Annotated in this window: 15 protein-coding genes and 2 pseudogenes; 10 read left to right on the forward strand and 7 right to left on the reverse strand. The window is 67.5% G+C overall.

The window, feature by feature from the left end; all coding sequences use genetic code 11:
• Nucleotides 1–11: 11 nt before the first annotated feature.
• Genes Q0326_RS05015 through Q0326_RS05035 form a run of 5 tightly spaced genes read right to left on the reverse strand, consistent with a single transcriptional unit; the run spans nt 12 to nt 3,206 of the window.
• Nucleotides 12–824, reverse strand: a complete 813-nt coding sequence (locus Q0326_RS05015; protein ID WP_298687758.1) for a TauD/TfdA family dioxygenase — start codon at nt 822–824, stop codon at nt 12–14.
• A 23-nt stretch (nt 825–847) separates the two neighbouring features.
• On the reverse strand, nt 848–1,321 hold the full coding sequence (locus Q0326_RS05020) for a nuclear transport factor 2 family protein (protein WP_298687760.1): 474 nt from the start codon (nt 1,319–1,321) through the stop codon (nt 848–850).
• 9 nt (nt 1,322–1,330) lie between these two features.
• Nucleotides 1,331–2,107 (reverse strand): SDR family oxidoreductase, encoded by a 777-nt coding sequence (locus tag Q0326_RS05025; RefSeq protein ID WP_298687762.1) that lies wholly within the window; start codon nt 2,105–2,107, stop codon nt 1,331–1,333.
• Nucleotides 2,107–2,598 carry a nuclear transport factor 2 family protein gene (locus Q0326_RS05030; protein WP_298687764.1) on the reverse strand — a complete coding sequence of 164 codons (492 nt, stop codon included), beginning with the start codon at nt 2,596–2,598 and terminating at the stop codon, nt 2,107–2,109. Before Q0326_RS05030 ends, Q0326_RS05025 begins: the two co-directional genes overlap by 1 nt.
• Nucleotides 2,577–3,206, reverse strand: a complete 630-nt coding sequence (locus Q0326_RS05035; protein ID WP_298687766.1) for a carboxymuconolactone decarboxylase family protein — start codon at nt 3,204–3,206, stop codon at nt 2,577–2,579. Before Q0326_RS05035 ends, Q0326_RS05030 begins: the two co-directional genes overlap by 22 nt.
• Before the next feature lie 235 nt (nt 3,207–3,441).
• Between Q0326_RS05035 and Q0326_RS05040 the strand changes: the two genes are divergently transcribed.
• From Q0326_RS05040 to Q0326_RS18050, 3 genes and pseudogenes are all read left to right on the forward strand, one after another.
• A complete protein-coding gene (locus tag Q0326_RS05040; RefSeq protein ID WP_298687768.1) occupies nt 3,442–4,194 on the forward strand; it encodes an SDR family NAD(P)-dependent oxidoreductase in 753 nt (250 codons plus the stop codon).
• A gap of 68 nt (nt 4,195–4,262) precedes the next feature.
• A complete protein-coding gene (locus Q0326_RS05045) occupies nt 4,263–4,691 on the forward strand; it encodes a hypothetical protein (protein ID WP_298687770.1) in 429 nt (142 codons plus the stop codon).
• 44 nt (nt 4,692–4,735) lie between these two features.
• Nucleotides 4,736–5,068, forward strand: a pseudogene (locus tag Q0326_RS18050) (nuclear transport factor 2 family protein); the annotation flags it as partial.
• Between the two features lie 168 nt (nt 5,069–5,236).
• Here Q0326_RS18050 and Q0326_RS05055 read toward each other — a convergent pair.
• Entirely contained in the window at nt 5,237–6,292 is a 1,056-nt protein-coding gene (locus Q0326_RS05055) for a PHB depolymerase family esterase (RefSeq protein ID WP_298687774.1), read from the reverse strand.
• Between the two features lie 20 nt (nt 6,293–6,312).
• Nucleotides 6,313–6,720, reverse strand: coding sequence for a hypothetical protein (locus Q0326_RS05060; RefSeq protein ID WP_298687776.1), 408 nt, complete (start codon nt 6,718–6,720; stop codon nt 6,313–6,315).
• 332 nt (nt 6,721–7,052) lie between these two features.
• Here Q0326_RS05060 and Q0326_RS05065 point away from each other — a divergent pair, with 332 nt between their 5' ends.
• The 7 genes and pseudogenes from Q0326_RS05065 to Q0326_RS18055 form a co-directional block, all read left to right on the forward strand.
• Complete coding sequence (locus Q0326_RS05065) at nt 7,053–8,135, forward strand: acyl-CoA dehydrogenase (RefSeq protein WP_298687778.1); 1,083 nt, start codon at nt 7,053–7,055, stop codon at nt 8,133–8,135.
• Complete coding sequence (locus Q0326_RS05070) at nt 8,129–8,884, forward strand: PIG-L family deacetylase (protein WP_298687780.1); 756 nt, start codon at nt 8,129–8,131, stop codon at nt 8,882–8,884. The genes Q0326_RS05065 and Q0326_RS05070 overlap by 7 nt, the downstream gene beginning before the upstream one ends.
• Entirely contained in the window at nt 8,874–9,455 is a 582-nt protein-coding gene (locus Q0326_RS05075; RefSeq protein WP_298687783.1) for an SAM-dependent methyltransferase, read from the forward strand. The genes Q0326_RS05070 and Q0326_RS05075 overlap by 11 nt, the downstream gene beginning before the upstream one ends.
• A 124-nt stretch (nt 9,456–9,579) precedes the next feature.
• Nucleotides 9,580–9,816 carry a hypothetical protein gene (locus Q0326_RS05080; protein WP_298687785.1) on the forward strand — a complete coding sequence of 79 codons (237 nt, stop codon included), beginning with the start codon at nt 9,580–9,582 and terminating at the stop codon, nt 9,814–9,816.
• 1 nt (nt 9,817) lies between these two features.
• Nucleotides 9,818–10,009, forward strand: a complete 192-nt coding sequence (locus Q0326_RS05085) for a hypothetical protein (RefSeq protein ID WP_298687787.1) — start codon at nt 9,818–9,820, stop codon at nt 10,007–10,009.
• Nucleotides 10,010–10,039: 30 nt separating this feature from the next.
• Nucleotides 10,040–10,219 carry a hypothetical protein gene (locus Q0326_RS05090; protein ID WP_298687790.1) on the forward strand — a complete coding sequence of 60 codons (180 nt, stop codon included), beginning with the start codon at nt 10,040–10,042 and terminating at the stop codon, nt 10,217–10,219.
• Between the two features lie 84 nt (nt 10,220–10,303).
• Nucleotides 10,304–10,576 (forward strand): annotated as a pseudogene (locus tag Q0326_RS18055) (formate/nitrite transporter family protein); the annotation flags it as partial.
• Nucleotides 10,577–10,681 lie beyond the last annotated feature (105 nt).

Below are 10,681 nucleotides of genomic sequence, written 5' to 3' on the forward strand. Positions count from 1 at the left end.
TCCTCCGATGATCAGGCGAGCACCTCTTCGCCGACCAGCGTTGTCCGGTGCATCATCCGTCCGCTGTCGAGCGCATAGGGGGTGACGCGGTGCATCGTGCCGGTATTGTCCCAGATCACCAGGTCGCCCACCGTCCAGCTATGCTGATACACGAAGCGCGGCTGCGTCGCCCAGTCGCGCAGACGGCGCAGCAGATCGCGCCCCTCCTGATACGCCATGCCCTCGACGTGCGACGCGCTGGCGCCGAGCACCAGCGACCGTCGGCCCGACCGGTGGCGCCAGACCAGCGGATGCACCTTGGGCGCATAGATGGCGCGCCACTTGAGCAGATCGGCATGGCTGACCTCGGGATAGACCATCATCTGCGCGCTCTCGAAGCTGTGGACGACCCGCAGCTGGTCGAGCGTCTCGCGCTCCGCTTCGGGCAGCGCATCGTAAGCGGCATAGGTATTGGCGAACTGGGTCTCGCCGCCACTGTCCGACAATGTGCGCGCGGTGAGCAGCGAGGCGCGTGTCGGCACGTCGTCCATCGCGCCGTCGATATGCCAGTAGAAGGCGCCGCGCAGATAGTCCGCCACGACATTCTCGCGGGGATCGAGCGTGACCTTGAAGATGCCGTTTTCGCCCTGGCCGACGATATCGCCGAGCGTTCGCGCGAAGGCGACCTGTTGCTCGCGGCTCAGATCGAGCGCGGGAAAGACGAGCACGCCGCGGCGCTCGAGCAGGTCGCGGAGCGCGGCTGCGTGCGATCCGCCGAGCAGCGTGTCGAGGTCGGCGCGGATTTCAGTGCCGATCGCGGGGGCGAGGTCGGTGGTGGCAAGCATCATGCCCTCCTGGATGGCGGGTGTCATCGCGAGTGCGCAACCGCGGTGGTGAACAGGCTGTTAGCCGCCTGCCAGTCGCGGCGGATGCGGCGGTGACGGATCAGCCAGCGCTCGCCGTCGCGCTGGAACGTGTCGAGATAATAGCCGGCATGATCCGGGCCGATGTCGGTCCACGCGACCCAATAGGTCCGCGCCTGCGCGCTGTCGGGCCCGGTGCGTTCGATATGGCAGGTCGAGAGATGGTGGCGCACGAAGCTGGCCTGATGCGTGCGGCTGGTGCCTTGCGGCGGTTCGCGCCACCGCGCGATCCACTGGCGGATCGCTTCGCGGCCGGCATAGCGGAACAGGTCGCGCTCGGGCACCCCCTCCGATTCGAGCACCGCGTCCTCGGTGAAGACGGCGATGAATTCGTCCTCGCGCAGCCGGTCGCCGGCCGCGGTATAGGCCGCCATCGTCTGACGGATGCCCTCGCGGGCGAGCAGGTCGTCGAGCGTCATTGCGTCTCCTCAGGACATGACCTGGCCGCCGTCGACGTTGATCGACTGCCCGGTGATCGTGCGCGCTTGGTCCGAGGCCAGGAACAGCGCGAGATTGGCGACGTCTTCGGGCGTGCTGTAGGTCTTGAGCGCCATTGTGGCCATCGTCTGGTGGCGCATCTCGGCGTCGTCGATGCCCCGCTCGGCGGCGCTGCGCCTAATCCAATTCGCCATAAGTTCGGTCTCGATCGCGCCCGGCACGACGCAGTTGCAGCGGATGCCGAATTCGCCGACTTCCTTGGCGGTCACCTTGGTGAGGATGCGCAGCGCGCCCTTGGCGGCGGAATAATGGCTCTTGCGCGGCATGCCATCCCAGCCGGCGCCCGAGGAGAAGTTGACGATCGCGCCGGACCGGCGTGCCAGCATCGAGCGGTTGAGCACTTCGCGCGTGCAGAGCATCGCGGCGGTGACGTCGACCGCGAAGGTCGCGTTCCAATTGTCGAGCGTCTGCTCCCAGATAAATTTGTCGGTGCCGGGCACCGCGGCGTTGTTCATCAATATGTCGACCCGGCCCCAGCGGACCATCGCGGCCTCGACCATTGCGGCGACGTCGGCTTCGTTGGTGACGTCGGCACGCAGCGCCACCGCATGCGCGCCGATCGCCGCCGCCGCGGCCTCGACCAGCTCGAAGCGGCGCGCCGTCATCACGACCTTGGCGCCTTCGTCGACGAGCATCCTCGCCAGGATCGGGCCAAGCCCGGTGCTGGCGCCGGTGACGATCGCGACCTGGCCCGCGAACCGCGTCATCAGCTCAGCACCGCGCGCATCGTCTCATGCGATTCGGCCGAACCGTCGAGCGCGCGGTTGAAACGCTCGGCGATGCGCCAGCCATCGGCGGTGCGCTCCAGCGTCCAGCGGTTGATCGCCGCGCGCCAGAGATACCAGCGCTCGCTCTCGCGGAGCACGACGAAGGAATAGCCGACCGCTGTGGCGGTGTCGCCGTCGATCGTGATCCGGGGCGTGGCGGTAAGGTGTGCGCAGCCGGTCTCGACCAGCGCCTTGTGGCCGGCGGTCTCGTACATCGCGACGAGATCGTGCGGCGCCGCGATCCGCGTGCCGCCGCTCAGCCCGCCGCTGAAATTATAGCCGCCGCCTTCGACCCACAGGGCGGCGGCCGGTCCCGACGCGCCGCTGTCGACGAGCGGGCCGTAGCTGTTGAGCAGTCCGAGGATCTCGAGTTGGTCCTCGGCGGCGCGCAGCCGGCGTTCGAGGCGCCTCAGCCGCTGTTCGACGTCCAATCCTCGCCCTCCCCAGGTTTTTGCCGCGCGGCAGGTTTGGCACCGGACGCGGTGACGAGATCGAAGCCGATCGGATCGATGCCGTCCTCTATCTCGATGCCGAGCGCGGCGATCGCCCAGCTCAGCATCACATAATTACCGATAGTGAAGACCAGATCGATGATCTGCCGGCGGTCGAACGGGGCTGCCAACGCGGCCCAGGTCCGGTCCGACAGCTGCGACGATCCGTGAAGTTCGTCGACCGCGCGCAGCACTGCGCGATCGATGTCGTTCCAGCCCGGTGCGTCGGGCCCAATGCCGATCGCGGCGATCTCATCGAGCGTGAAGCCGAGGGTTACCGCGTAGCCGACATGATAGTGCCATTCATAGGCCGAGCGGACCAGCCAGGCGACGCGCAGCACGACCAACTCGCGCGCCCGCGCCGGCAGCGTCGAATCGATCAGCAGGTGCTGGCCGAAATGATAATAGGACAATGCCAGCGCGGGATGATGCGCGAGCACCATCACCATGTTCGTCTTCGAGCCGTTCTCGCGCGCACCAGGTTCGCCCCAGAAGGCAAACACGTCGCGCGCGGCCTCGGTCCACTCCGCACGCGGCAGCACTGGCATCCGCGCTGCTGCTGCGCCACTGCGCGGCCGATCCTCCTCTGCCTGACCAAGGTTCATCGGGTTAGGCATATGCATGAATTCCGGCCCATGCGAGTCGGACGCCGTGACTATCGCGCTGGTGATGTATCGCCATGGCCGACGCCGGCTCTTGCAAAAAGTTTGAGCGACCGCCTAATCGCCGGAGATCGGACGGAAGATCCGTGGATGCCGATATGATCAAGCAAAGGGGCTCTGGATGGACCGTCTGGCCGGCAAGGTCGCCATCGTGACCGGAGGAAGCCAGGGCATCGGGCTCGCCATGGCGCGCGTCTTCGCCCGCGAGGGGGCGGCCGTGGTGGTGTCGAGCCGACGCGCAGACGCGATCGAGGCGGCCGCGCGCGATCTCGCCGCATCCGGCGCGCAGGTGCTGGGCGTGCAGGCCGATGTCGCGCAGCGCGAGGACGTCGAGCGGACGATTGCCCAGACGATCGAGCGGTTCGGCCGGATCGATATCCTCGTCAACAATGCGCAGTCGACCCGGCAGGCGAAGATCGAGGACATCACCGACGACTCGATCGCGCTGACCTTCGGGTCGGGCCTGTTCGGGACGCTCTACCATATGCAGGCCGCGTTCCCGCATCTGCGCGAGCGGGGCGGGTCGGTGATCAATTTCGGCACCCGGCAGGGCATCTACGGCGAACCGGGCGACGGCATCTATGGCGCCAACAAGGAGGGGGTGCGCGCGCTGTCCCGCTCGGCGGCGCGCGAATGGGGACGCTTCGGCATCCGCGTCAACGTGATCAACCCGGCGGCGCTGAGTCCCGCCGCCGAGCGGTTTCTCGAGGCCAATCCGGTACGGATGCAGAAATATCTCGACGAGATCTCGCTTGGTCGCTTCGGCAGCCCCGACGACGACATCGCGCCGATCGCGCTGTTTCTCGCGAGCGACGAGGCACGCTACGTCACCGGCCAGACAATCAATGCCGATGGCGGCCAGATCATGCTGTGATCCGGCGAAGCCGATCAAGCGTTGAACAGGCGGCACGAACCGGCGACCGCCCATAAAAGGAGAGCGACATGGCCAATGAAATGCCCGATCCCGAGACCTATAGCGGATTGTCGCGCGCGGTGCTGCGCTATAGCGCGGCGTTCGCCGCCATCATGACCAAGGCGAAGAGCGGCGCGCTGTCCGATGCCGATTGGGCGGCGATCGAGGACGTCGTCGATACCGGCGCTTATGAGCGCATCGGGGTCTTCATGGGGCCGAAGGCGGAGGTCATCGATTGGCCGACCTACAAGCGCTATGTGACGCAATATGCCGGCGCCGCCGCGTGGGAAGGGACGTTGCGCCACATCACCGAGGTGCCGGGACGCGTGGTGCTCGAGCTCGAGGAGCGCAATACGATCGGCGGCGTCCTCGACGTGTCGAACACGGTGACGATCTACGAATTCACCGAGGGCGGCAAGCTGCGGCATCTCGACGTGTATGTCATGCCGCTGCGCTGAGCCGGCCTACGTTCGAGGAGCAGGATGTGCATGGTCCCGACGGCATGACCGATCTCGATCGCCTGGTCGCGATCCAGGCGATCCACGACCTCAAGGCGCGGCGCGACCATGCCGTCGACCGGAAGGACTGGGCGACCTACGCCGCGCTCCACACCGACGACTATGTCGCGATGTCGATCGGCGACTTGCCTGTTGTCGGCGGGCCGGCGGCGGCGGCGGCGCTCGACGCGCTGCTCGCGGGCGTCACCACGGTCCATCACAGCCATACGCCGGTGATCGCTTTCAGCGACCGCGACCATGCAACCGGGATCTGGGCGATGGAGGACAATCTGTTCTGGCATCGCGACGGCGAGAAACAATGGCTGCGCGGATTCGGCTTCTATCATGAGACCTATGTGCGCGGCGCCGATGGCGGCTGGCGTTTCAGCTATCGGCGTCTCGACCGTACCCATGCCGAAACCTCGCCCGGCGCGGCAGCGCTAGCCGTCGACCGGTCCGGCGAGGCGGCAGCTTTCGGGCGGCCTAGCGCGGACGCGTGTCGACGATCAGCCGCCTTGCGCGAGGAAGAAGCGCACCATCTCGCGCGACGCGTCGGGGCCGGTGGGATCGGTATAACTGCCGGCGGGATCGCCCCCCGCCCAGGCATGGCCCGCGCCCTGGATCGTCCATTGCTCGAGGCGCGATCGCCCCTGCGGATCGCGGAGGATCCGGCGGACGTGGCTGCGTCCGCCCGGCGTGCCGCCCCGGACCGTTTCCAAGGTCAGTGCCGATGCCTCCCCATGTCGGGCGCGCGCGATAATCTCGTCGCTGTTGATCTTGTCGACCGTCGTGTCGCGATCGCCATGGAAAGTGATCGTCGGGACGAAGGTCGCCGCGGGACGCATCTGCGTTTGCGCGCCACCGCGCCGCATCGCCATCATTGCGCCGGCCATGTCGCTGGCCGCCCCGCACGCCAGCCCGGAATGGACGCCCACCGCCGCATAGAGGTCGGGATAGGTCTCGCCCATGATCGCGGCCGCCGCGCCGCCTGCCGACAGACCCGCGACATAGACGCGGCGCGGATCGATCGCGTGGCGGTCGACGATCTCGCGCGTCATCCCCGAGATCAGTGCCGGTTCGCCCGCGTCGCGACGCTGGTCGCCCGACCGAAACCAGTTCCAGCAGCGCGACGCATTGGCCGAGCGCGTCTGTTCGGGATAGGCGACGAGAAAGCCGTATTCGTCCGCCAGCCGGTTCATGCGCGTGCCGGCGGCGAAGTCATCGGGGGTCTGGGTGCAGCCGTGGAGCATCACCAGCAGTGGCGCGCCGGCCGCTGCGTTCGCCGGCATATAAAGTTTGTAAGTCAGGCGGCGGTGCGCACCAGCATAGACGAGCGCTTCGAAGCACGGAGATGCGGCGGCTTCCGGCGCGCGCGCGGATCGATCGATCGGGTCGGCCGTGCCGGGAAGGCGCGCGGGCTGGTGTCGCAGGATGGTGGCATCGCCCACCGGCGCGGATGTCGGTGCGGAAACGAGCAGGCCGCGCAGCAGCGCCGCGGCCTCGCTCAATCGGCCTTCGCGCGTGAGGCGGGTCGCTTCGAGCATCGATGGGGGCAGGCGCATATCGGTCTCCGCTCGATCAATCAGTGGATACGGTCGGCGAGCGCGGCCTTGACCGCGGCGCTCGCCTGCAGCGCGCCGAGTATCGTCAGCGACGCGATCGTTTCGGCCGCAAGATCGGCCGAGACGTCATGCGCGATGGTCGCCAGTCCCAACACCCGTATATCCAGTTGCTCGCCCTGGTTCTGCGCCGTCTCGAGCTCGGAACGCGTGATGTGTCGCAGACCCAGATCGAGCTGCAGCCGCCGGATCGACTTGGTCGCGGCCTCGGCGTGGCGGTCGAGCTGGTTGCGGATCGCAGTGCGGATGAAATCGGTGCGATTGCCATAAAAGCCTTCGCGGACAAGCAGATCGATATGACCGAGATCGACATAGCCGAGGTTGATCGTAATCTTCTCGCTGTCGGCCTTGGCTCTCAGCTCTGTCGGCACGCCCGCCATATCGTCGACTCCACCATCCCTGTGGATGGTATATGGATGGTGAAGGACGAATGATCAAGTGTCGGCGTGGCGTCGGCATCGCCTGAACGCAGACGCGAGGGAAAGCCGGCGCCCGGACTGACCATGGTGGGCGGTCCCGGCGATCGGTCGCACCCTTGCGTGGCGGACATAGCGTTGTGATGCGCGCGATCTGAACTCGCACGGGGCTGCCGCGTTCGTGGGGCAGCAACATCTGCGCCATGCAGTCTTTGAGCCGAGGCATTTCCGTGTCGCGGCCCGATCATATGTCACCGGATTGGGAGGATCAGCGAGTGGATCATAGGGTGGGGGCGTTTTCGGTCGATCATGTGTCGGTGATCCGCGACCTCGTCGCGCAGTGGGAGCGCGAGCCGTGGGACCAGGAGGCGTTTCCCGCCGGGCGGATCGCGGCCTTGCGCGCGACGACCGCATGGACAGCGTTTGCCGGCGTCGCGCCCGGTCCCGAAGCCCAAGACCTGCTGGATGTCCTTCGCTTGATCGGGCGGGCCGATCTTAGCGTCGGGCGACTGTTCGAGGGCCATGTTAACGGTCTCCAGCTGGTCGCGACCTATGGCAGCGCCGAGCAGCAACTGACTATGGCGCAGGCGGCGGAGCGGGGCGCGCTGTTCGGCGTCTGGGCGACCGAGCCGACGCCGGGTCTGCGCATCCTGGAGCTCGGTCCGGACCAATGGCGGCTCGAAGGCAAAAAATCGTTCGCGACCGGTGCCGGCCAAGTCGACCGCGCGCTGGTGACCGCGCAGCGCGCGGACGGCACCAGGCAGCTCGTCAGCGTCGACCTCTCGACCGAGAAGCAGCGCGCCGATATCGACGGCTGGCGCGTCCGCGGCATGCAGGGAACGATCAGCGGACTGTTCGATTTCTCGGGGCTCGTGGTGGGCGGCGACAGTCTGATCGGTGGCCCGGACGTGTATCAGACCGAACCGCGCTTCAGCGCGGGCGCGTGGCGGTTCACCGCGGTCCAGCTCGGCGCGGTAGAAGGGCTTGCGCGGCATCTGCGCGACCATCTCGTTGCAACCGGGAAGGGCGCCGATCCGATCCAGCGCGCGCGCTTCGCCGCCTGTATCGTCGCGGTACGCAGTGCCGGCGACTGGGTGCGCCGTGCCGCGCAACTCGCCGAGGCCCAGGCGGACGAGGCGGTGGCGTTCGTGCTGATGACCCGCGGCGTCGTCGAGGAGGCGGGGCTCGCGCTGATGGAGGCGGCGGCGCGCACGGTCGGCACCGCGTCCTTCTTCACGGGCAATCCGATCGACCGGATCACGCGGGACCTCGGTCTGTACCTGCGCCAACCCGTGCCCGACCAGGCGCGCGATCGCGCCGCCGCTGCATGGCTCGAGGCGGATTGCTGGGGCGAGGATCGCTGGTGGTAGCGCCGGGCGCGCGCGCCTGGGCACGGCTCGTGCTGCGGGCGCGGCGGACCTCGATCGGCGACGCGGTGCGCCATGGCCCCTGGTTGGTGATCGCGCCGCATCCCGACGACGAAAGCCTGGGCGCCGGCAGTCTGCTCGCCCAGATCGCCGGCGCGGGCGGCGAGGCGCATGTCGCCTTCCTCACCGACGGCACCGGATCGCATTGCGGGGCGCCCGGCTGGAGCCCCACGCGCGTCGGCTGGACGCGGGCGGCGGAAGCGCGCGACGCGTTGCGCCAGCTCGGGCTTGTACAGGCGCCGCGCCATTTGGACTGGCCGGATTCTGCGCCGCACCCCCGCGGCAGCCTTGCCTTCGAGCGCACCGTCCGGTCGCTCGTCGCATGGTGCCGGTATCGCGGCATCCGCGCGATTGCGGTGACCTGGCGTGGCGAGCCGCATTGCGACCATGAGGCGGCTGCCGAGCTTGCTGCTGCCGTTGCGCGTAAGCTGCGCGGACGGCTCTACGAATATCTGGTATGGGGATGGACGCTGCCCGATGTCGACAGGCTGCTGCGCGGCTATCGGGCGCTGTCCGTCGACGTCGCCGGCGGGCGGACGCGACAGCGCCGCGCGATCGCCCGTCATCGCAGCCAGACCGGCACGCGTATTGCCGGCGCGCAGGACCCGTTCCGCCTGCCCAAGGCAATGAGCGACCTCGCCGCGCGCCCGCGCCTCATCCTGCTCACCCGAAGGAGCCGCCATGCGTCGTGAAACATCGATCGACCCCGAGTATTTCGAGCAGCTCTATCGCGAGAAGGGCGATCCCTGGGGTTTCGAGACCAGCCCGTATGAACAGGCAAAATATGCGCGGACGATCGCGGCACTGCCCGCGAACCGGTTCACGGCGGCGCTCGAGGTCGGCTGCGCCAATGGCGTGCTGACCGCGCAACTCGGTGCGCGGTGCGACGCGTTGCTGGCGGTCGACGTGTCCGATACCGCGCTCGATGCCGCGCGCGCGCGCTGCGCCGACCTGTCGCACATCCGTTTCGAAAATCGCCGGCTACCGCAGGACATGCCCGACGAACGTTTCGACCTCATCCTGCTGTCTGAGGTCGTCTATTATCTCGACCGTAGCGATCTCGACCGCGCGGCCGCCTATCTTCAGCGCGCGACGCGGTCGGGCGGCCACCTCCTGCTCGTCCACTGGATCGGCGAAACCGATTATCCGCTGAGCGGCGACGAGGCCGTAGACGCGCTGCGCGCGACGCTGGGTGACGGGTTCGCCGAGGTGCATGGCGAGCGGCACGACAAGTACCGGCTCGATCTTTGGCGGTGCTGCTGAGCTCGCGGCTCACGGGTTGCCGCTGACGGTGTCATCGCACCGCTCGCCTGGCGAGTGATCGGGCCCGATATCGCCGCTGATGCGTTTTCATGACAGCTTAACCCCATAGCGGAAGGACAGCGCGATGAGCGACAAGCAGCCCATGCAGGCCGACGGCGGTGGTACCACGGCCGGGGATGGCGCCGAGATTGCGTCTCGGCAGGGCGGTGCGGGCGAATCGGGCGGCGGCGCCTACCCCAATCCGCACAGCGGCAAGCCGGGCAAGACGAACGGACCGGGCTCGTTCCTCGGCCATGGCGGCCAATCCGAGATCGCCTATTCGGGTGGCGCCAATCCGAATGCGACCGCGAAGGAGGATTGATATGTCGGGCAGCGATCGCGATCACGCGGCCGAGCAGGAGAACAGCGCGGCCAATCTTGCCCATCTCGATGTCGACGATACGCCGGTGAGCGGGCTACCCGGCGGTGTACCGGATGATCTCGAGGGCGAAACCACCGAAGGCGAGGATGACATTCCGCATCCCGATCGCTCGACTCGCGAACCGCAGGAATAAGGTTTCGCGTTTTTTAGACAGGAGTTTCCCATGGCAGTTCCTCCGCCCTCCGGCCCCCATTCGGACATCGACGGCTTGCATCGCAGCGCGCGCCACGGCGACATCAACCGTCATCGCGATGGCACCACCGCGGCAGAACAGCAGCACGACAGCCACGAGTCCAAGGCGAAACCCGAACAGGTCGAGCAAAAGCCCGGCGGCGATCGCTAAGCGACGGACCTCCGTCCGGTTCCCGCGCCGCGGATTCGGTCGACCAAGCCGGATATCGAGCATCCGGTCTTCCAAGGATCAGATGTGACGGATGTAGCGGACGAGCGTGACGGCGCGGAAGACAAGCCGTCGCCGGGTTTGTCCGAGCATGAGATCGAGTCCGTCGCCGAGCGTAAGGCGGGATCCGCCCGCGTTGTCCACGAGGTCATCCGCCTCCAAGGTGACGAGGAACTCGACCGACCGGTCCTGTCGCTGCTCTTCTCGGGCTTCGCCGCCGGTGTTGCGATCTGCGCCTCCATCCTCGCCGAGGCGTTCCTCCACATGGCGCTGCCCGAGGCGCCCTGGGTCTCGCTGGTGTCGTCGCTGGGGTATAGCGTCGGCTTCGTGATCGTGATCATGGGCAATCTCCAGCTCTTCACCGAGAATACCGTCACGCCGATCCTGCCGTTGCTGAACGAGCGT

This window comes from uncultured Sphingomonas sp. (assembly GCF_937859915.1).
GTDB lineage: Bacteria > Pseudomonadota > Alphaproteobacteria > Sphingomonadales > Sphingomonadaceae > Solisphingomonas.

Coding starts and splice junctions, on each gene's coding strand:
- Q0326_RS05015 (WP_298687758.1), bottom strand. CDS start 824: ATGCTTGCCACCACCGACCTCGCCCCCGCGATCGGCACTGAAATCCGC.
- Q0326_RS05020 (WP_298687760.1), bottom strand. CDS start 1,321: ATGACGCTCGACGACCTGCTCGCCCGCGAGGGCATCCGTCAGACGATG.
- Q0326_RS05025 (WP_298687762.1), bottom strand. CDS start 2,107: ATGACGCGGTTCGCGGGCCAGGTCGCGATCGTCACCGGCGCCAGCACC.
- Q0326_RS05035 (WP_298687766.1), bottom strand. CDS start 3,206: ATGCCAGTGCTGCCGCGTGCGGAGTGGACCGAGGCCGCGCGCGACGTG.
- Q0326_RS05040 (WP_298687768.1), top strand. CDS start 3,442: ATGGACCGTCTGGCCGGCAAGGTCGCCATCGTGACCGGAGGAAGCCAG.
- Q0326_RS05045 (WP_298687770.1), top strand. CDS start 4,263: ATGGCCAATGAAATGCCCGATCCCGAGACCTATAGCGGATTGTCGCGC.
- Q0326_RS05055 (WP_298687774.1), bottom strand. CDS start 6,292: ATGCGCCTGCCCCCATCGATGCTCGAAGCGACCCGCCTCACGCGCGAA.
- Q0326_RS05075 (WP_298687783.1), top strand. CDS start 8,874: ATGCGTCGTGAAACATCGATCGACCCCGAGTATTTCGAGCAGCTCTAT.
- Q0326_RS05080 (WP_298687785.1), top strand. CDS start 9,580: ATGAGCGACAAGCAGCCCATGCAGGCCGACGGCGGTGGTACCACGGCC.
- Q0326_RS05085 (WP_298687787.1), top strand. CDS start 9,818: ATGTCGGGCAGCGATCGCGATCACGCGGCCGAGCAGGAGAACAGCGCG.
- Q0326_RS05090 (WP_298687790.1), top strand. CDS start 10,040: ATGGCAGTTCCTCCGCCCTCCGGCCCCCATTCGGACATCGACGGCTTG.